The organism is Microbacterium sp. ISL-59 (assembly GCF_018613945.1).
Classification (GTDB): Bacteria; Actinomycetota; Actinomycetes; order Actinomycetales; family Microbacteriaceae; genus Microbacterium; species Microbacterium oxydans_B.
Genome location: NZ_JAGGPG010000004.1, coordinates 318,592 through 337,215 on the forward strand (window position 1 = coordinate 318,592; position 18,624 = coordinate 337,215).

Here is an 18,624-nt window from a genome sequence, read left to right on the forward strand (position 1 = left end):
CCGTGCGGTTCAGGCGTCGGCGAGGGCGCCGCGGGCATCGGTGGTGAGGCGGTCGGCGGGGATCCCGGTCTCTCGGCTGAGGGCCTTCACGAGGCCCGCCCTCGTGCGGAAGCCCGAGAGCCGTGCCGCCGCGGTCAGATCGCCGCCCCCGACCAGGTGCGCGACGGCGGCGTTCATGCGAGCCCGACCCCGCCAGCGCGAGAACGACCAGCCCGTCTCGGTGACGAAGATGCGCTGCACCTGGCGCGCGCTCATCCGATGGCGCGCCGACAGTTCATCGAGGGGGAGCGGCAGGCGCAGAGCATCCTTCGCGAGGCGTCTGGCGGCCGGATGCTCGGGGTACACGACCGGGAAGTAGGGGCGCGACACGGTCTCCAGCACGCGGGCGATCGCCCGGCGGAACGGCAGGATCTGCTCGTCGGTGCTGGGCGCTGCGACGAGCGCGGTGGTCATGACGTCGACGAGCGCGGGGACGACGCCGAGCACACGGACGCGCGTCGAGGGCGCTGCGGCGTCCTCGAGGATCGGCCCCAGCACCGTCCCGCCCTCGCGGACGCGGACCGCGTGCGGGACGTGCGGCTGCAGCCACGCGGCCTCGTGCCGGCCGAGCGGGATGTCGACGCCGTCGACGGTCAGCACGGCCGAGCCGGTCACGACGTAGACGACGTGCGGCTCGTCGTGCTCGTGGGTGTCGTGTCCGAGGAAGCGGATCGAGTTCTCCGGGACGGTGCCGGCGAGAGCGGTGGATCGCACGCTGTTCCCCTCCGAGACATGTCGCATCCGTCCGTGTCGATGTCGCATGCGTCACGATTCGACCGGTTAGTGAGAATAGCCTTACCTTACCCGAGCAGCGCCGTCCGCCGCCTGCCCGCCGGTCCCTGCACCCGTCGAACCCGAGGTCTCTCCATGTCCAGATCCGTCCGTCTTCTCGCCGCGCTCCCCGTGGTCGCCCTGTTCGCCCTGGCGTCGTGCGCCGCCGATCCCGCCCCCGAGTCGGGAGCCGGCGCGTCCGAAGAGGCGACGACCCGCGTCGTCACCACCGAGCAGGGTGACGTCACCGTCCCCGCCGATCCGCAGAAGGTCGTGGTGCTGAACTACGCACTCGCCGGCTACCTCTACGACCTCGACGTGCCGGTCGCGGCAGTGACCTCGGAGGACTTCGGCTACGAGGCGTCGTACTCCGACTTCTGGGCAGAGGATGCCGAGAAGCAGGGCACCGAGTTCATCACGTGGAGCGGCGACGGCTTCGACCTCGAGGCGATCCTCGCACTCGAGCCCGACCTGATCGTCGGCGGTGGCATCGGCTTCCCGCTGTTCCTCGCCACCGACGCCTACGACGACCTCAGCGACATCGCGCCCACCGTGCTGGTGAGCGGCGACAAGGCGACCTGGCAGGACCAGTACTCGTTCCTTGCCGAGGACGTCTTCGGCAAGGGCGAAGTGTACGACGAGGCGCTCGCCGCCTACGAGGACCGCGTGGACGAGGTCGCCGCGAACATCACGGTGCCGGCCGCCCCGGCCGCGTTCCTCTCGATCCTCCCCGACGGCACGGTGTACGTCGCCCGCGAGGACATGGGCCTTCCGGTGGTGTTCGACGCCGTTGGCATCGAGGCCGCGCCGCTCTTCGCCGACGGCGACTACGAGCCCTACACCCCGGGTGGAGACTCGTTCGAGCTGTCGACCGAGCAGGTCGGCCAGGTCATCACGCAGCCCACGGTCTTCATCACCGGCTTCAACACCGACATCGGCGACGTCGACACGCTGTCGGAGAACCCGGTCCTCGCCGCGCTCCCGGCGTTCCAGAACGACGCGGCCTACGTGCTGCCGTATTGGGTCGCCCGCGGCGACTACGACGAGGCGCTGGCTCTGCTCGACATCATCGAGGAGCTGTTCGGCTGAGATGGCACAGCGCGCATTCACCTCGCATCCGCTGGTCGTGCGCCGAGTGACCGTGCGCCGCATCGAGGAGATCACTCCTCGGATGCGGCGCATCGTCGTCGGCGGAGAGGGCCTGGGGGAGACCGTCGTCGACGGGCACACCCACCGGGCCTTCGCGGCCCCGGGATTCGACGACCACATCAAGCTGATCTTCGCCGCAGACGGCGACCTCGATTCGGCGCTGCCGATCCAACTCCCGCACGGCATCGAATGGACCGCCGCCGAGAACCGGCTCGCCCGCGACTACACGCCGCGCTGGGTGGATGCCGAGGCCGGCGAGATGGCGCTCGACTTCGTGCTGCACGGCGACGGACCGGCAGCATCCTGGGCGCAGGGGGCCGCGATCGGCGACGAGCTCTGCTTCGTCGGACCGAAGTCGTCGCTGCGACTGCCGGAAGAGCTCGACTGGATCGCGCTGATCGCCGACGAGACGGGCCTGCCCGCGGTCGGTCGGTTCCTCGACGAGCGTCCGACCGACGCGGCGGCGCACGTGCTGCTGCTGGTCGAGGACGACGTCGCCCGCCAGGAGCTGAACCTGCGCCCCGGCGACACCGTGACCTGGGTGACGGCACCCGGCGGCGACGCGGCGGCGGTGGAGGAGGCCGTCCGGAACCTCGCGCTTCCGGCCGACGGCGAGGGCTACGCCTGGGCCGCCGCGGAGAGTCGTGCACTGCTGCCGGTGCGACGCTACCTGCAGCGCGAGCGGGGCCTCGCGAAGGACCGCCTGAACATCACCGGCTACTGGCATGCGGAGACGGTCTCGGTGGGGGACGACGCGTCGGCGCCGGAGATTCCACCCGTGGTCGAGCCGGCGTCTCCCGTGCCGTGGCTCGTCGTCAGAGCGGCCGTCCGACTGGGTGTGGTGGATGCCCTCGCCGACGGGCCGCTCCCGCTGTCGACGCTCGCCGCGAGGCTCGGGGTGGCTCCGAGGTCGCTCGAGGCGCTGCGCGGCATCCTCACCTCGGCCGAGGTGATCGCCGGCGACGTCGACGCTCTCTCCCTCGGCCGCTTCGGGGAGGAGCTGCTCGAGGAGCATCACCGCGAGGAGTTCGACGGCCTGGAAGCGGAGGCCGTGCTGGCGCTGCGCGATCTCGATCACGCGCTGCGCGAGGGCGTGTCTCCCTGGCAACGGGCGTACGGCGACTCCCTCGCGGCGCAAGCGCAGACGGATGCCGCGCACGTCGAGACACTCGTGGAGGATGCCGGCCGACTCGCGTACCTGCTCGACGGCTTCGTCGCGAACCCGATGTGGGACGAGGTCTCCCACCTGCTCATCGTCGGTCCGGGTGCTCCTGCGGTCCTCGGCGCCTTCGAGGACGGGGGCCGGGGCGGCATCGACATCGCGCTCCACGAGAGCGGCCTGGTGCGCGACGCGATCGTCGAAGATGCCGGTGGGTCCGCGACCGTCTGGGACGGCCGACTCGTCGATGTCGCGGTGGCCGCTCTCGCCCTCGCCCATCGCACCGATGCCGAAGCGGTCGCGCTGCTCGACGAGCTCGCCCCGCACACGTCGCGCCTGATCCTGCTCGAGTCGAGCAGGCCCGATGCGCTCAGCCCCGACGCCGAGGAGCATCAGGTCGTCGGCTTCGCGATGACCGGTGCGCCGTTCCGCTCCAGCGAGCGGCTCGGCGAACTGGCCGCGGCGGCGGGATGGACGTGGGAGCGGGCGGAGCCGCTCGGCTGGGGGATCGAGGCGACCGTCCTCGTCCGCGCCTGAAACGGTCTCGGCGGCGGCACCGCGCTCCTCGGAGGGTGCGCAGCGGTGCCGCCACCGAACGCCGACCGGCTCAGCTCTTCGCGATCCCGTCGATCCACTTCGTGAGGAAGCGGTGCACGTCGGTCAGCTCTTCTTGGGAGATGCTGTGCGTGAGCCCCGTGTAGACCCGGCCGGACAGGTCGGAGTGGCCGGGCAGCCACTGCGCGGTGTGATCGACCAGCTCGGGCGGGATGACGTCGTCGTGCGTGCCGCGCCCCCAGAAGACCGGCGGGCGCAGCTCGGCCAGTGCCTCATCGTGCGGCAGTTCGCCGGATGCCACGTAGCCGCTGAGCGCCGCGACCGCGCCGAAGCGCTCCGGTGCGAGTCGGAGAGCCTGCAGCGACACCGCCGCGCCCTGTGAAAAGCCGAGCAGTGCGACCGAGGGAGCATCTTCTGCCGCGGCGTCGAGCCAGCGCAGGAAGGCCTCGGCGGCGACCGTCACCGCCTCGGGGCTGCGTCCGTCGAGTCCCTCGATCGCGTACCAGGACCGCCCCGGCATCGGCCACGGTGGTGCGAGGGGAGCGGCGACGGATGCGACGGCGATGCCCTCGGGGAGGTAGGGGACGAGCCCGAACAGGTCGTGCTCATCCGCCCCGTAGCCGTGCAGCAGCACCAGCAGCGGCATCCGTCCGCGGTCGGAGGTCGACCAGCGGGTCGCGGTGTCGTCGATCGTCAGGTTCTCGCTCACACCGTCATCCTGCCAGGGACGACCGACGTGCACGCGGTGTCGGTCGGGAGAGACGGCTGGTAGAAAGGACACATGTCGGTCCGCACACCTGATCCCGATCCGGAGCCCGAAGACGATGGTCTCGGCGCGTTCTCGGATTCGAACCCGCCGGCGCCCGACGGCAACCCGGGCTGGCTGAGCGAGTTCGAACTCGAAGAGGCGCGGCGCCGACTGCCGATGCTCTACGTCGAGGCGATCCCGGTGCGTACCGACGGCTCCGGGCAGGTCATCGAGATCGGCATCCTCCTGCGTTCCACCCCGATGGGGGAGATGACGCGCACGATCGTGTCGGGTCGCGTGCGCTTCGGCGAGACCATCCGCGACGCCCTGTTCCGGCACGTCGAGAACGATCTCGGGCCGATGGCGTTCCCGATCATGCCACCGCAGCCGCTGCCGTTCACGGTGGCCGAGTACTTCCCGATGCCCGGTGTGAGTGCGTTCCACGACGACCGGCAGCACGCCGTGTCGCTGGCGTTCGTCGTGCCGGTGACCGGCACGTGCGAGCCGCGTCAGGATGCCCTCGAGGTCACCTGGTTCTCGCCGGAGGCCGCGGGGTCGGATGCGGTCGCCGCCGAGATGGAGAACGGACGAGGCACCCTCATCCGTCAGGCTCTCGCCTACCTCGGCCTGCTCCGCTAGTCGCCTCCGCACCCTGCACTCCCTCCGGCCGCCCTGGGCCTTTCCGAGGGTGACTCTTGCGTCGACGAATCTAATGGGCTAGAAAGTAGACCATTAGTCCAATCGGCAAAAGGATGCTTCGACATGGATGCTTCGACAACGACGTCGCGCAGCACGGCAGCACCCCAGGAGCGCAATCTCCGCGGGAACCTCGGGGCGGTGTCCGTCACCTTCATGGTGATCGCGGCAGCAGCCCCGCTCACGGTCGTCGGCGGGCTCGTGCCCATCGGCTTCCTCGTGGGCAACGGCATCGGCTTCCCGGTCATGTTCCTCGTGGCCACCGTGATCCTGCTGCTGTTCTCGGTGGGCCTCACAGCGATGAGCCGCTTCCTCCCCAAAGCAGGATCGTTCTTCGTGTTCGCGACCCACGGGCTCGGTCGCACGCCCGGGCTCGCCACCGCCTACCTCGCGCTCGTCTGCTACACGACCGTGCAGATCGCGGTGTTCTCCTACCTGGGCGCGACGATCAGCTCGAGCATCGTCCTCCTCGGTGGCCCCGAGATCCCGTGGTGGCTGCTCACCCTCGCCTCCGTGGCGCTCGTCGGCGCGCTCGGCTATCGGCAGATCGAGCTCAGCTCCCGCGTCCTCGTGGTCGTGCTGCTCGCCGAGATCGGCATCGTCGTGCTGCTGGGGATCGTCATCCTCGTCACCGGCGGCGCGGAGGGTGTGACCTTCGGGTCGTTCCTGCTGCAGAATGTCCTCTCCGGTGCTCCCGCGCTCGGCCTGATGTTCGCGATCGCGAGCTTCATCGGGTTCGAGTCGACCGTCGTCTACCGCGATGAGGTGCGCACGCCGGAGCGCACGATCCCCCGTGCGACCTACGCGTCCGCGATCGTGATCGGCGTCTTCTACGCCTTCGCCGCCTGGGCCGTCGTGGTGGGTGTCGGCGAGGGAGCGATCATCGAGGAAGCGGCCGCCGACCCGACCACGCTGATCACCCGTGTCACCGAGCAGTACCTCGGCCCGGTCGGCTCGATCGCCGTCGCCGTGCTGTTCCTCGGGAGCATGTTCGCCGCGGTGCTGTCGCTGCACAACGTGCTGACCCGTTACCACCACGCCATGGCCAACGCCCGGGTGCTGCCCGACCGCGTCGGCACGGTGCACGCGCAGCACGGTTCGCCGCACGTCGCCTCGATCGTGCAGGTGGCGACCTCGGGCATCGCGATCATCGTGCTCGCCCTGATCGGCTTCGCGCCGGAGAACATCTTCTCCTGGTTCGCCGGCATCGGGACGCTCGCGATCGTGATCCTGATGGCGGTCACGTGCCTCTCGGTCGTGGTCTACTTCGCCCGCACCCGGGTGCTGCGCAGTCCATGGCACACCGTGATCGCCCCGATTCTGGGCTTCGTCGGTCTCGCCGTTTCCGCCGTTCTCATCGCCGCCAACTTCCCGCTGCTCGTGAGTGACGTCGACGCCGAGGGGAACCCCGCCTGGGGCCCGATCAGCATCACCCTGGTCGGAGTCGTGGTCATCGCCCCGGTGATCGGGCTCGTGCAGGCCGCGATCATGCGCGCGAAGGCGCCCGAGGCGTACGCCCAGATCGTGCGCCGATTCGACGAGAACGCCTGACCCTCGACACACCCGCCCCGCACCCGAAGGATGGACATCATCAGCACCCCCGCCCTGCCCCGACCCCTGATCGGCATCTCCGGACGACGCTTGCGCGGCGCGGCGATCGGCGCTCCGCACGGTTTCGCCGACGCTCCGCTCGAGGCCTACCTCAGCGAGTACTCGACCTCGGTGCTGCACGCCGGCGGGCTGCCGGTGCACCTGCCGATGGATGCCGTGCCGGCCGAGCTCGTCGAGCGCCTCGACGGCGTCGTGATCGTGGGCGGTGACGACGTCGATCCTCGCCTCTACGGGCAGACCCCGGGACCGTTCACCCCTCTGATCGACCCGCAGCGCGACGCGTTCGAAGCCGGGCTGATCGAGGCCGCCATCAGCGGCGGCATCCCGCTGCTCGGAGTCTGCCGCGGTGCACAGCTCCTCAACGTCGTCCGCGGCGGCACGCTCCATTCGCACCTGCCGCCGGGCGAGGGGGAGTCGCACGGTTCCTACGCCTACCCGCGCGCCCATCGGGTGCACGAGGTGCGCACGGCGCCGGGCAGCGTCGCCCAGACGCTCTATGGCGAGACGACCCGTGTCAACTCGTTCCATCACCAGGCGGTCGATGTGCCCGGCCGCGGAGTCGTGGTGACCGGGTGGGCGCCGGACGGCGTCGTCGAGGCCATCGAGCTCGAGGGTCTTCCGGTGATCGGGGTGCAGTGGCATCCCGAGACCTTCGGAGCCGACCCGGTCTTCGGGTGGCTGGTCGCACAGGCCGCCGCCCGTGCGACGCTCACCCCCTCCGCCACACAGAACATCGCCTAGGCGTCACCGAACAAGGAGAAGAAATGCGACACGCAGACAAGAACGCCCTCATCACGGGCGCAGGCTCCGGCATCGGGCGGGAGACGGCCCTCCGGCTCGCCGGTGAAGGAGCGCGCATCCTCGTGACCGACGTGTCCGCCGATGGTGCGGCCGAGACGGTCCGCCTCATCGAGGAGGCAGGCGGCACCGCCCTCGCGGCCGTGGTGGACGTGCGCTCGCGGGAGCAGATCCGCGCGGCGGTCGACGTCGCCCGTGCGGCGTGGGGGGCGCTGCACCTCCTGGTGAACAACGCCGGGGTCGTCACCGAGCACTCGTTCGAGACCCTCACCGAGGAGGCATGGGACTTCGTCTTCGACATCAACCTCAAGGGACAGTTCCTCGTCGCGCAGGAGGCCGCCCCGCTCATCGCCGAGTCCGGCGGCGGGGCGATCGTGAACCTGTCGACCGTCGAGGCCCTCGTCGTCGTGACGAGCACCGGCACCGCGCAGCCTCACTACAACGCGAGCAAGGGCGGCGTGCCGATGCTCACGAAGGCGCTCGCGGTCGAGCTCGCGGCGAAGAACATCCGCGTCAACTGCGTGGCGCCCGGCCCCATCGCGACGGACTTCTTCGACTACGAGAGCGTCACGAGCCCCGAGGCTCTGGAGTTCATGAAGCAACGCCTCCTGGTGCCGCGGGTGGGCGTGCCCGCCGACATCGCCTCCGCGGTCTCCTGGCTGCTCAGCGACGAGGCGTCCTGGATCGACGGCATCCAGCTCCCCGTCGACGGAGGGTGGCTGACGCGATGATCGACGACGTGCGCCTGGCTCCGGACGAGCTGGAGGCTGCCGGCATCCGCACCGTGATCGTCGCGACGCCCGACCTGCAGGGTCGACTCGTCGGCCGCCGCATCCCGGTCGAGGGCTTCGGCCGCGTCGTGGAGAACGGTGTCGACATCTGCACCTGTGCCTGGGCGTGGGACATCGACCAGGGCCTCGAACTGATCGATGCGAACAAGTTCGCGCTGTGCGGCATGCACAACGGCGTCCCCGACGTGACGCTGATCCCCGACCTCGAGACCCTCCGCCCTGCGGCCTGGCTCGAGGGTGTGGCCATCTGCCTCGCCGACCCGGTCGACGTGCACACGCACGAACCGATGCCGCTCTCGCCCCGCGTGCTGCTGAAGCAGGAGCTCGCTCGCATCCGGGAGCTCGGGCTCACCCCGCTCGCGGGGACGGAGCTGGAGTTCTATCTGTTCCGCAACGACCCCAGGGAGCTGCGCCGCTCGGGATTCCGTGACCTCGACCCGACCACCCTCACGCCGTCGGACTTCATGATCCACGAGGGCAATCTCTACGAGCCCTTCTTCCAGAAGCTGCGCGCCGACCTCCGCGCCAGCGGCATCCTCGTCGAGGCCGCGCAGAGCGAATGGGGACTCGGGCAGTGGGAGATGACCTTCGAATACGGCGACCCGCTGGAGATGGCCGATCGGCACGCGCTCTACAAGCTGGCGGTGCGCGACACCGCCGCTCGCGCCGGCATGTCGGCGACGTTCATGGCGCGGCCGCTCAATGACCAGCCCGGATCCTCCTGTCACGTGCATGTCTCGTTCGTCGACCAGGAGGGCACGGCGGTGTTCTGGGACGAGTCGGCTTCCGATCGCCTCAGCGGACGGATGCGGTCGGCGATCGCCGGCGCGCTCGAACACGCACCCGCGCTGATGGCCTGGTACGCGCCGACCGTCAACTCCTACCGCCGCAGCAACTCGTCCGACGTGGCGGGGAGCGGGCAGACCTGGGGCTTCGACAACCGCACCACGACGGTGCGCGTGGTGGGGCACTCGCCGCAGGCGCTGCGCTTCGAGTTCCGCCTGCCCGGCGCCGACACGAACCCGTACTTCACCCTCACCGGGGTCCTGGCGTCGGCGCGCGACGGCATGGAGAAGGACACCGTGCTGGGCGACGCCGTGGTCGGAAGCGCCTACGACCTTCCCGCCGACGGGGCCATGCCCGCGGATCCTCGTCAGGCGAGCATCCTGTTCGGCGAGAGCCCGCTCGTGCAGGAGCTGCTCACTCCCGAGCTGATCTCGCACCAGCAGGTGCTGCTCGACCACGAGTGGACGACGTTCATGGCCCGCGTCACCGACTGGGACCTGCACCGCTACTTCGATCGGATCTGACATGACGTACCCCGCCCTGCGCACCTGGATCGCCGGCGTCGCCGAGGACAGCCCCGAGAGCGACGGCACCTGGCTGCACGACCCGAACACGGGGGAGGCCCTGGTCGCCTCCGCGTCGAGCTCACTCGACCAGGTCGGCCGCGCCGTGACCGCGGCGCAGCAGGCGCACGACGACGGGCGCTGGCGCGGCCTCGCCCCCGAGCGCCGCGCGCAGAAGCTGGAAGCGCTCGCCGACTGGCTCGACGAGCGGGCCGAGGAAGTCGCGCGTCTCGACGCACTCAACAGCGGCGTGCCGATCTCCGTCACGCGGCTGTTCGGCGGGGCGAACGGCGCGACCCTGCGGGATGCCGCCCGGCGCGCGGTCGCGGTCGGCGACTCGCGGGCGCTCGCCGCCGAGCACGGACCCGTGCGACTGTATCGAGTGCCCTGGGGTCCCACCGCGCTGATCCTGCCGTGGAACGCCCCGTCGGCCATGGCGGTGAAGAAGACGGCGTTCGCGCTCGCCGCCGGTGCGACGGTCGTGCTCAAGCCCTCCTCGTTCTCGCCGTGGAGTGCGCAGCTGCTGCTGGAGGGTATGCACGCGGTCGGCATCCCCGACGGGGTGGTGGGTCTCGTGCAGGGCAGCGGGGGCGTCGGACGCAGTCTCGTCGCCGACGAGCGCATCGCTGCCATCTCGATGACCGGTTCGACGCCGACCGGGCGCGCGATCGCCGCGACGGCCGCTCCGCGCTTCGCGAGACTGCAGCTGGAGCTGGGCTCGAACAACGCCGCGATCGTCCGCCCCGATGCCGACCTGGAGCAGGCGGCGAAGGCGCTGACCGATGGTGTGCTGAAGCTGTCGGGCCAGTGGTGCGAGGCACCCCGCCGGGTGCTCATCGACCGTGCGCGCCGGGACGAGTTGGCAGGTCTCCTGATCGCCGAGTTCGGCCGCCGGGCGATCGGGTCGAGCCTGGACGATGCGACCGAGGTAGGGCCGGTCGCGTTCGCCGGGCGCCGCGACGAGCTCGCCGAGCAGCGGGAGCGGCTGGCGCAGGCCGGTGCCGAGCTGCTGCGCGTCACGCAGGTGCCCGCACAGGGATGGTTCTTCGAGCCGACGGTGGCGGTGCTCGACGGTCCCGGCCTCGCGGACGAGGTCTTCGGACCCCTGCTGCTCGTGGGCGGCTATGCCGACGAGGACGAGGCGGTGGCCCTCGCGAACACCGGGCAGGTCGGACTCGCCGGCTACGTGTTCGGCGCCGACGAGCACGCAGCGGCCGCACTCGGCACACGGCTCGTCGCGGGCGAGGTCAAGGTCAACGGCACGAGCGTGCTCGACATGTCGCCGGAGTCGTCGCAGAGCTTCTTCGGTGCGAGCGGGCTGGGAGGGCACGGAGACGCCGATGTGCTTGACTTCTTCGTGGGGAAGCAGATCGTGGGCTCCGACCGCCCGGGTCTGCCCCTCTGATCGGAGGAGCACGGATGAGCGAGCGTGACGACGCGCCGCACGACTTCTCCCGTGCCGCGCTGCAGCCGGTCTCCGGCTATCAGGCGGTCGCCGGGTTCCTGCGGCGCGAGATGGCGCTCGGCCGCATCCGCCCCGGCGATCGGCTCCCGCCGGAGCGTCGGCTCGCGGAGCAGCTCGGCGTCTCGCGCGAGACCCTGCGTCAAGCCTTGCGGATCCTCGAGGGCAGCGGGCAGATCGTGATCTCGCGCGGTGCGTCCGGTGGGGCGTTCGTGCAGGATGCCGCCCTCGACCCGCGGCTCATCCGCGAGGAGGTGCGCACGCGTTCGGCCGAGATCGGCGAGCTCACCGAGTTCCGCTCGATCGTCGAGTCCGGTGGGGCGGCGCTGGCTGCGAACCGCCGCAGTGACGCCGACCTGGAGGCGATGGCGCTGGCGCAGCGCGATCTCGCCGCCGCCGGCACGAAGGCCGAGTCCCGCATCGCCGACACCGACTTCCACATCGCCCTCGCCGAGGCATCCGGCAACTCCTTCGTCCGTGATGCGGTCGAGGAGGCGAGGGTTCGCATGTTCGAGCCCGTCGACCTGATGAGCTTCGACTTCGTGAAGGAATCGAGTTGGCAGGCGCACGAGCAGATCCTCGACGCGGTGCGTCGGGGCGACGCCGAGGCCGCGGATGCCGCGATGCGCGCGCACCTGCTCACCACGCGCGAGGAATTCACGCGCGTCGTCGAATCCTGACGCCCGAGGGGCTCGGGCAGGTCAGCGCGTGGTGAGGCGGGAGAGCTCGGCGACGAACGCGTCGACGTCGGCCTCTTCGGTGTCGAAGCCGCACATCCAGCGCACTTCCTTGCGCGCGGCATCCCAGTCGTAGAAGCGGAACGAGTCGCGAAGCTGGTCGGCGACGCCGTCGGGCAGGATCGCGAAGACACCGTTGGACTGGGTCGGCTGCGTGAAGTCGACGCCCTGGATGGATCCGTCGGCGATGCCGGCCTCGATCTCGGAACGCAGACGCGCGGCCATGGCGTTCGCGTGCTTCGCGTTGCGCAGCCACAGGTCGCCCTCGAGCAGCGCGATCAGCTGCGCCGAGACGAACCGCATCTTCGACGACAGCTGCATGTTGAACTTGCGCGAGTACTTCAGGCCGTCGGCCGCGTCGGGGTTCAGCACCACGATCGCCTCGCCGAGCATCGCGCCGTTCTTGGTGCCGCCGAAGGTGAGCACGTCGACGCCGGCGTCGCGGGTGAACGCACGCAGCGGCAGGTCGAGGGCGGCGGCGGCGTTCGACAGGCGCGCACCGTCGAGGTGCAGCTTCATGCCGCGCTCGTGCGCATGGTCGGCGATCGTGCGGATCTCGTCGGCCGTGTACAGCGTGCCGAGCTCGGTCGACTGGGTGATCGAGACCACCAGTGGCTGCGCGCGGTGCTCGTCGCCCCAGCCCCAGGCCTCGCGATCGATGAGTTCGGTGGTGAGCTTGCCGTCGTCGGTGGGGACCGTCAGCAGCTTGAAGCCGCCGATCTTCTCGGGTGCCGCTGCCTCGTCGACGTTGATGTGCGCGGTGGATGCCGCGATCACCGCGCCCCAGCGGGGCAGCATCGACTGCAGGCCGGTGACGTTCGCACCCGTGCCGTTGAACACGGGGAACGCCTCGACGCCCTCGCCGAAGTGCGCCTGGAAGACCTCCTGCAGGCGCGCGGTGTACGCATCCTCGCCGTAGGCGCTCTGGTGTCCGCCGTTCGCCGCCGCGATGGCCGCGAGGACCTCGGGGTGGATGCCGGAGTAGTTGTCACTGGCGAAGCCCCGGATCGCGGGGTCATGCTGGATGCTCACCGACCCAGCCTAATTGTCTGCATCGCCCTCGCGGTCCGGCGGAGGGTCTTCCGGATGTCGGATGCCGGATCTACCCTCATAGCCATGGAGCGCACCGCCGCCACTCGGGCATTCGGCAACGTCCTCGTCAACACGCTCATCGCCAACGTGACGACGAGCTTCCTCTGGTTCGCGCTCACCTTCTGGGTGTACATCGAGACGCAGTCCGTACTGGCCACGGGCATCATCGGCGGGGCGTACATGCTGTTCGTCGCGTTCTTCGCGATGGCGTTCGGCACGATCGTCGATCGCAATCGCAAGCACACCGTCATGGTGATCTCCAGTGTCATCTCCGCCGCCGCCTTCCTGGTGGCCGGGTTGCTCTATCTCTGGCAGCCCGAGGCCGCGCTGCTCGATCTGGGCGGCCCGTGGTTCTGGCTGTTCTCCGGGGTGATCCTGTTCGGCGGCGTGATCGAGCAGTTGCGCAACATCGCCCTGTCCACGACCGTGACGCTGCTGATCCCCGAAGAAAAGCGCGCGAACGCCAACGGACTCGTCGGCACCGTGCAGGGCATCGCCTTCCTCGTCACGAGCGTGTTCTCGGGGCTGTCGATCGGGTTCCTCGGCATGGGCTGGACCCTCGCGATCGCGATCGCCGCCATGGCACTCACGTTCGCGCATCTGCTGTTCATCCGCATCCCCGAGGGGACGCCTGAGCCCGACCCCGACGCATCGAGCGCACTCGACTTCCGCGGCAGCGTGCGGGCGATCCGACTCGCTCCCGGCCTGTTCGCGCTGATCATCTTCTCGACCTTCAACAACCTCATCGGCGGCGTCTACATGGCGCTCATGGATCCCTACGGGCTGACGCTCTTCGACGCGCAGACCTGGGGCTTCGCCCTGGCATTCGCCTCCACCGGCTTCCTGGTCGGCGGTGGCCTGGTGGCGAAGTTCGGGCTCGGCCCCAAGCCCATGCGCACGATGCTGCTCGTCGTGATCGCCATGGGGCTGCTGGGCTCGGTGTTCATGCTGCGCGAGTGGTGGCCGCTGTACGTGATCGGCATGTGGGCGTACATGGCGCTGGTGCCGCCGGTCGAGGCGGCGGAGCAGACCATCATCCAGAAGGTCGTGCCGTACGAACGGCAGGGGCGCGTGTTCGGCGTGGCCGCGGCGATGGAGGCGGCGGCGGCCCCGATCACGGCGTTCCTGATCGCCCCGATCGCCGAGTTCCTGATCATCCCGTACATGAACACCCGCGAGGGGCAACAGAGGTGGGGCTGGCTTCTCGGCGAGGGTGAGGCTCGAGGCATCGCACTGATCTGCCTGTTCGCGGGGCTCATCATGGTGGTGGCCGCGACGCTGGCCTTCTTCACCCGTTCGTACCGCAAGCTCACCGAGCTCTACGCCGAGGCGCCGGAGCAGGAGATCGACCACGGAGATACCGACGGGGGCGAGCAGGGGGTCGAGGCGGGCGCGCAAGAGGAGCGGGCGGGCGAGCGACGGCATGCCGATGCCCCGCCCATCGTGCCGGGAATGCCGCCCGAGTCCCGCTGAGCGTCGGGCTCAGTCGAGGTCGAACACCCGGTCGTTGAGGGCGGTGGCGTCGGTGTCCCAGAGGGTGAGGATCCGTGCGGCCAAGACGTCGGGATCGAGTGACTTGGCCCGGAACACGACGGATGCCGTGCGCAGCTGCTCGCCGGAATCGCGTGCGGACTTCGCGTACCCCTGGGCGACGGCCCGGGTCCAGGCCTCGCTCGCCGCCTTCACCGCGGCGTAGTTCGCCCCGCCGGCGAGGGGCCGCGCGACCGCCGTCGACGACACGATCGCGAACCGACCCGCCCCCGACGCACGCAGTGCCGCGTCGAACGCCCGGCTCGTCGCGCGAACTGCCTCGAGCGCGGGCAGCAGTGCGGCGAAGTCTTCGTCGGACTGCCCGGCGAGGCCGCCGCCCCCGCGCCAACCCCCGACGAGGGGGACCACCGCGTCGACGGAGCCGATCTGCGCCGCCAGAGCCGTCATCTCGTCGAGCGAGGTCGCATCCGCGAGGAAGACCTCCGCGCCCGCATCCGCCAACGGCTGCAGCCCTTCGGGGGTACGGCCGGTCGCGATCACGCGTGCCCCCGCGCTGTGCAGGGCGTGTGCCACCGCCCGCCCCGCCGCACTGGTCGCTCCGGCGAGCACCACCGTGCGGCCGGACAGTCTCGAGTCGATGAGTTCATCCATGTCGCTCACTCTTCCGGTTCGGAGGGGCTTCTGCGGCCGGAACCCGCGGAGATATCCGCAGAACAGGTTCCGGCCGCAGCGCGGTGCGCCCCAGCGTCACACTCGGAACGCGCGCTATGCGCGCGTGGTCATCAGTCGTCCGTGCCGCGGATGCCCACGGTCGATTCGATGACGGGCTTCATCTTCTTGTGAAGGGTCTCGAAGAACATCGACAACGGGAACTCGTCGTCCATCACGGCATCCGTGTAGCCCTTCGGCGCCCCGGCGAGGATCTCGTCCGACAGCCCGCGGGCCCACTGCGAGGCCGGATGCGGGGTGAGCGTGCCGCGGACGAGGTCGTAGGCGGCGAGCCAGTGCGCGACCTTGGGGCGGTCGATCGAGTGCCAGTACAGGTCGTCGATCGCGTCGCCGAGCGCCACGACGGCGTCCGGCACGGCCTCCCAGTCGAAGGTGAGAGCGGTGTCGGTCCAGTGCAGCACGCCGCGCTGGTGCAGCCACGCGAACAGCAGCTGTCCGCCCACCGCGTCGTAGTTGCGCGTGCGGGTGCCGGTGATCGAGAAGCGGAAGATGCGGTCGAAGATCACCGCGTACTGCACGAGGTTCGCGTAGTCGTGCATCTCCTGCTCGGTCTCGGTGAGCTCCTCACCGGCGTCGATGCGGGCCGCGAGGGCGCGCTCGATCTTCACCGACTCGCGGAACGCCGTCATGTCGCAGCGCATCTCCTCGAGCGAATAGAGGAAGAACGGCATCCGCTGCTTGATCATGAACGGGTCGAACGGCAGATCGCCGCGCATGTGGGTGCGGTCGTGGATGATGTCCCACATGACGAAGGTCTTCTCGGCCACCTGCTGGTCGTCGAGCATCGCGGCGGCCCGCTCGGGCAGGTCGAGGTTGGTGATCTCGGCAGCAGCACGGGTGACGCGACGGTAGCGAGCGGCCTCGCGGTCCTGGAAGATCGCGCCCCACGTGAAGGTCGGGATCTCGCGCATCGCGACGGTCTCGGGGAAGAGCACAGCCGAGTTCGTGTCGTAGCCGGGCGTGAAGTCGACGAGGCGCAGTGAGACGAACAGCTTGTTGCCGTAGTCGCCGGCCTCGAGGGCGGCGATGAACTCCGGCCAGATCGTCTCGACGATCAGCGCCTCCACCAGGCGGTCGCTCGAGCCGTTCTGCGTGTACATCGGGAACACGACCAGGTGACGGATGCCGTCGACGCGGGTCTGCTGCGGCTGGAAGGCCATCAGCGAGTCGAGGAAGTCCGGCACGCCGAAGTCTTCGGATGCCCAGCGGTCGAAGTCGACCACGGAAGCGGCGAGGTAATCGGCGTCGTGCGGGAAGGCGGGGGCGAGGGCGCGGATCGCGGTTGTGATCGCGCCGACGAGCTCGCGGGCCGCGGCGTGGTGCGCGGCATCCGGGATCGAGCCGTCCTTGATCTGCATCTCGCGGATCGCGATCGCGGCGTCCTTGAGCTGGGCCCAGGCGGCGGACTGCTCGGCGGTCGACGCGTCCTCGACGACCTCGGGTTCGCCGACGATGGCCTGGACAGCGGAACTGTTGGCGGAAAGAAGGGACATCGGGACCTCCGATCGGAGTTTTCAACGGAAAGATTCCGGTATAAACGGAATACTCACGATAATCTTACAGCCATGGATGATTCTGTCGACCGTGCAATCCTGACCGCGATCTCCCGTGACGGGCGCGCCACGCTCTCCCAGCTGTCGGATGCCGTCGGGCTCTCGGTCTCGGCCGTCCAGTCGCGGCTGCGACGACTCGAGACGAGGGGTGTCATCGCCGGATATCAGGCGATCCTCGACCCCGAGCAGGTGGGCACCCCGCTCTCGGCGTTCATCGAGATCACTCCGCTCGACCCCGCCCAGCCCGACAACGCCCCCGAGCTGCTGGAGCACCTCGACGCGATCGAGGCCTGCCACTCCATCGCCGGCGACGCGAGCTACATGCTGTTCGTGCGGGTCCCGTCTCCGCGCGCGCTGGAGGAGCTCGTGCGCGACGTGCGGCTCGCCGCCAACGTCAGCACCCGCACCACCGTGGTGCTGCAGACCTACTACGAGCACCGGCCGATCATCCCGGTCGGCTCGGCCGAGTAGAACGAAGGACAAGGCCTCCCGCGATGTCGGGGTGCGGTGCTAGGTTTCGGGCAGATCCCCGGCCACCCCTGTTCCTCTACGAGGACTGAGCACCAGGAGCACCATGTCCTTCCAGGCATACCTCGACAACATCGAGACCAAGACGGGGCTGACCCCGCGACAGTTCATCGAGCTCGCGACCGAGAAGGGTTTCGACCAGACGACGAAGGCCGCTCCCATCGTCGCGTGGCTCAAGGAGGACTACGCGCTGGGGCAGGGGCACGCGATGGCCCTCGTGCATGTGATCACCAAGGGCCCGCAGATCAGCAGCAAGCACGTCGGTACGGGCGGTGCCCACGGCGACGCCTCCGACACGCTCTGGCTCGACGGCAAGGACAGCAACCCGAATCCCTGATCCGTCGTCCCGCTGAGGTCGGGCATCGCCCCGGCCAGTAGGATTCCCTGCGTGGCAGCATCCTCCCAGCGCAAGAAGAAGAGTCGGACCGCGAAGCACGCCCCGGCCCGCACCAGCGGCAACCCGGCGCGGCGTCCGGTCGTCGAGGCGGGCCCGGTCACCGCGTCCGATTGGATCGGGGCCGCGCGGCTGCGCACCCTCCCGCTCGCGATCGCCCCGGTGATCATCGGCACCGGTGCGGCGCGCAGCACCGGACCCGAGTTCCACTGGGTGATCGCGCTCGCGTGCCTCGCCGTCGCGGTGTTGCTGCAGATCGGCGTGAACTTCACGAACGACTACAGCGACGGCGTCCGCGGCACCGACGCGCACCGCGTCGGGCCCGCGCGCCTGACGGCATCCGGGCGGGTGAAGCCACGCACCGTCCTGATCATCGGCCTGATCTTCTTCGCCCTCGCCGCGGTCGTCGGGCTCGCGATCGTCGTGCGCACCGAGCAGTGGTGGATGCTGGCGGTCGGTGCGGCGTGCATCGTCGCGGCATGGTTCTACACGGGCGGCAAGCGGCCATACGGGTACTACGGCCTCGGCGAGGTCTTCGTGTTCGTGTTCTTCGGGCTCGTCGCCACGCTCGGCACCACCTGGGTGCAAGTGTTCGAGCTGCCGCTGCAGGCGTGGCTCGGAGCCATCGCGGCCGGCCTGTTCGCCTGCGCCGTGCTGCTCGCCAACAACCTGCGTGACATCGACCAGGACCGCGAGGTCAGCAAGCGCACGCTCACCGTTCTGATCGGGCGCCGGGCCACTCAGGTGCTGTTCACCCTGTTCGTCCTGGCGCCGTTCGGCATCGCCGTGTCCCTCGCGCTGCTGTTCCCGATCGCGTGGATCTCGCTTCTCGCGCTGCTGGCCGGGCTTCCTGCCATCGTGATCGTCTGGGCGTACCGGCAGCCGAGGGAGCTGGTGACCGCACTCGCCCTGACGTCACTGACATCACTGCTGTACGCCGGCGCCCTGTTCTGGGCCTTCGTCGGCTGAGCG

At 69.8% G+C, this 18,624-nt stretch carries 18 protein-coding genes; 13 read left to right on the plus strand and 5 right to left on the minus strand.

Going from position 1 to position 18,624, the window contains the following annotated elements; translation table 11 throughout:
* Positions 1–9: 9 nt before the first annotated feature.
* Positions 10–753, minus strand: coding sequence for an AraC family transcriptional regulator (locus J7E45_RS15065; protein WP_208617607.1), 744 nt, complete (start codon positions 751–753; stop codon positions 10–12).
* A gap of 153 nt (positions 754–906) precedes the next feature.
* Between J7E45_RS15065 and J7E45_RS15070 the strand changes: the two genes are divergently transcribed.
* Positions 907–1,899, plus strand: coding sequence for an ABC transporter substrate-binding protein (locus J7E45_RS15070; RefSeq protein ID WP_091029311.1), 993 nt, complete (start codon positions 907–909; stop codon positions 1,897–1,899).
* 1 nt (position 1,900) lies between these two features.
* Complete coding sequence (locus tag J7E45_RS15075; RefSeq protein WP_215070378.1) at positions 1,901–3,655, plus strand: siderophore-interacting protein; 1,755 nt, start codon at positions 1,901–1,903, stop codon at positions 3,653–3,655.
* A gap of 70 nt (positions 3,656–3,725) precedes the next feature.
* On the opposite strand, the gene J7E45_RS15080 is transcribed toward J7E45_RS15075, so the two are convergent.
* Positions 3,726–4,382: an alpha/beta hydrolase-fold protein gene (locus J7E45_RS15080; RefSeq protein WP_308162148.1), complete on the minus strand. Its 657-nt coding sequence runs from the start codon at positions 4,380–4,382 to the stop codon at positions 3,726–3,728.
* A gap of 72 nt (positions 4,383–4,454) precedes the next feature.
* Here J7E45_RS15080 and J7E45_RS15085 point away from each other — a divergent pair, with 72 nt between their 5' ends.
* The 7 genes from J7E45_RS15085 to J7E45_RS15115 all read left to right on the plus strand — a co-directional run bounded on the left by J7E45_RS15085 (position 4,455) and on the right by J7E45_RS15115 (position 11,808).
* Positions 4,455–5,060, plus strand: coding sequence for an NUDIX hydrolase family protein (locus tag J7E45_RS15085; protein ID WP_091029320.1), 606 nt, complete (start codon positions 4,455–4,457; stop codon positions 5,058–5,060).
* 123 nt (positions 5,061–5,183) lie between these two features.
* Positions 5,184–6,668 (plus strand): APC family permease, encoded by a 1,485-nt coding sequence (locus tag J7E45_RS15090; RefSeq protein WP_091029325.1) that lies wholly within the window; start codon positions 5,184–5,186, stop codon positions 6,666–6,668.
* A 30-nt stretch (positions 6,669–6,698) separates the two neighbouring features.
* The gene (locus J7E45_RS15095; RefSeq protein ID WP_091029326.1) at positions 6,699–7,469 is read left to right on the plus strand and encodes a gamma-glutamyl-gamma-aminobutyrate hydrolase family protein; all 771 of its coding nucleotides are present in this window, start codon (positions 6,699–6,701) and stop codon (positions 7,467–7,469) included.
* 23 nt (positions 7,470–7,492) lie between these two features.
* A complete protein-coding gene (locus J7E45_RS15100) occupies positions 7,493–8,257 on the plus strand; it encodes an SDR family NAD(P)-dependent oxidoreductase (protein ID WP_167634474.1) in 765 nt (254 codons plus the stop codon).
* Positions 8,254–9,627 carry a glutamine synthetase family protein gene (locus J7E45_RS15105; protein WP_215070383.1) on the plus strand — a complete coding sequence of 458 codons (1,374 nt, stop codon included), beginning with the start codon at positions 8,254–8,256 and terminating at the stop codon, positions 9,625–9,627. Before J7E45_RS15100 ends, J7E45_RS15105 begins: the two co-directional genes overlap by 4 nt.
* Before the next feature lies 1 nt (position 9,628).
* On the plus strand, positions 9,629–11,071 hold the full coding sequence (locus J7E45_RS15110) for an aldehyde dehydrogenase (protein ID WP_091029339.1): 1,443 nt from the start codon (positions 9,629–9,631) through the stop codon (positions 11,069–11,071).
* Positions 11,072–11,085: 14 nt separating this feature from the next.
* Complete coding sequence (locus tag J7E45_RS15115) at positions 11,086–11,808, plus strand: FadR/GntR family transcriptional regulator (RefSeq protein ID WP_091029342.1); 723 nt, start codon at positions 11,086–11,088, stop codon at positions 11,806–11,808.
* Positions 11,809–11,829: 21 nt separating this feature from the next.
* Here J7E45_RS15115 and J7E45_RS15120 read toward each other — a convergent pair whose 3' ends face one another.
* The gene (locus J7E45_RS15120; protein WP_215070385.1) at positions 11,830–12,897 is read right to left on the minus strand and encodes a low specificity L-threonine aldolase; all 1,068 of its coding nucleotides are present in this window, start codon (positions 12,895–12,897) and stop codon (positions 11,830–11,832) included.
* Positions 12,898–12,981: 84 nt separating this feature from the next.
* Here J7E45_RS15120 and J7E45_RS15125 point away from each other — a divergent pair, with 84 nt between their 5' ends.
* Positions 12,982–14,430, plus strand: coding sequence for an MFS transporter (locus tag J7E45_RS15125; RefSeq protein WP_215070387.1), 1,449 nt, complete (start codon positions 12,982–12,984; stop codon positions 14,428–14,430).
* 9 nt (positions 14,431–14,439) lie between these two features.
* On the opposite strand, the gene J7E45_RS15130 is transcribed toward J7E45_RS15125, so the two are convergent.
* Positions 14,440–15,099, minus strand: a complete 660-nt coding sequence (locus tag J7E45_RS15130; RefSeq protein ID WP_215070389.1) for an SDR family oxidoreductase — start codon at positions 15,097–15,099, stop codon at positions 14,440–14,442.
* A gap of 131 nt (positions 15,100–15,230) precedes the next feature.
* Complete coding sequence (locus J7E45_RS15135; RefSeq protein WP_215070391.1) at positions 15,231–16,670, minus strand: DUF6421 family protein; 1,440 nt, start codon at positions 16,668–16,670, stop codon at positions 15,231–15,233.
* 72 nt (positions 16,671–16,742) lie between these two features.
* On the opposite strand from J7E45_RS15135, the gene J7E45_RS15140 reads away from it, so the two are divergent.
* The 3 genes from J7E45_RS15140 (at position 16,743) to J7E45_RS15150 (ending at position 18,621) form a co-directional block, all read left to right on the plus strand.
* The gene (locus J7E45_RS15140) at positions 16,743–17,201 is read left to right on the plus strand and encodes an Lrp/AsnC family transcriptional regulator (protein ID WP_091029359.1); all 459 of its coding nucleotides are present in this window, start codon (positions 16,743–16,745) and stop codon (positions 17,199–17,201) included.
* A 103-nt stretch (positions 17,202–17,304) separates the two neighbouring features.
* The gene (locus J7E45_RS15145; protein ID WP_091029363.1) at positions 17,305–17,595 is read left to right on the plus strand and encodes a DUF4287 domain-containing protein; all 291 of its coding nucleotides are present in this window, start codon (positions 17,305–17,307) and stop codon (positions 17,593–17,595) included.
* Positions 17,596–17,646: 51 nt separating this feature from the next.
* Positions 17,647–18,621, plus strand: a complete 975-nt coding sequence (locus J7E45_RS15150; RefSeq protein WP_215070393.1) for a 1,4-dihydroxy-2-naphthoate polyprenyltransferase — start codon at positions 17,647–17,649, stop codon at positions 18,619–18,621.
* Positions 18,622–18,624: the final 3 nt, after the last annotated feature.

Excerpts from the sequence above, each read along its gene's own strand:
- J7E45_RS15070 (WP_091029311.1), top strand. The coding sequence starts at position 907 with ATGTCCAGATCCGTCCGTCTTCTCGCCGCGCTCCCCGTGGTCGCCCTG.
- J7E45_RS15075 (WP_215070378.1), top strand. The coding sequence starts at position 1,901 with ATGGCACAGCGCGCATTCACCTCGCATCCGCTGGTCGTGCGCCGAGTG.
- J7E45_RS15085 (WP_091029320.1), top strand. The coding sequence starts at position 4,455 with ATGTCGGTCCGCACACCTGATCCCGATCCGGAGCCCGAAGACGATGGT.
- J7E45_RS15090 (WP_091029325.1), top strand. The coding sequence starts at position 5,184 with ATGGATGCTTCGACAACGACGTCGCGCAGCACGGCAGCACCCCAGGAG.
- J7E45_RS15095 (WP_091029326.1), top strand. The coding sequence starts at position 6,699 with ATGGACATCATCAGCACCCCCGCCCTGCCCCGACCCCTGATCGGCATC.
- J7E45_RS15100 (WP_167634474.1), top strand. The coding sequence starts at position 7,493 with ATGCGACACGCAGACAAGAACGCCCTCATCACGGGCGCAGGCTCCGGC.
- J7E45_RS15105 (WP_215070383.1), top strand. The coding sequence starts at position 8,254 with ATGATCGACGACGTGCGCCTGGCTCCGGACGAGCTGGAGGCTGCCGGC.
- J7E45_RS15110 (WP_091029339.1), top strand. The coding sequence starts at position 9,629 with ATGACGTACCCCGCCCTGCGCACCTGGATCGCCGGCGTCGCCGAGGAC.
- J7E45_RS15115 (WP_091029342.1), top strand. The coding sequence starts at position 11,086 with ATGAGCGAGCGTGACGACGCGCCGCACGACTTCTCCCGTGCCGCGCTG.
- J7E45_RS15125 (WP_215070387.1), top strand. The coding sequence starts at position 12,982 with ATGGAGCGCACCGCCGCCACTCGGGCATTCGGCAACGTCCTCGTCAAC.
- J7E45_RS15130 (WP_215070389.1), bottom strand. The coding sequence starts at position 15,099 with ATGGATGAACTCATCGACTCGAGACTGTCCGGCCGCACGGTGGTGCTC.
- J7E45_RS15135 (WP_215070391.1), bottom strand. The coding sequence starts at position 16,670 with ATGTCCCTTCTTTCCGCCAACAGTTCCGCTGTCCAGGCCATCGTCGGC.
- J7E45_RS15140 (WP_091029359.1), top strand. The coding sequence starts at position 16,743 with ATGGATGATTCTGTCGACCGTGCAATCCTGACCGCGATCTCCCGTGAC.
- J7E45_RS15145 (WP_091029363.1), top strand. The coding sequence starts at position 17,305 with ATGTCCTTCCAGGCATACCTCGACAACATCGAGACCAAGACGGGGCTG.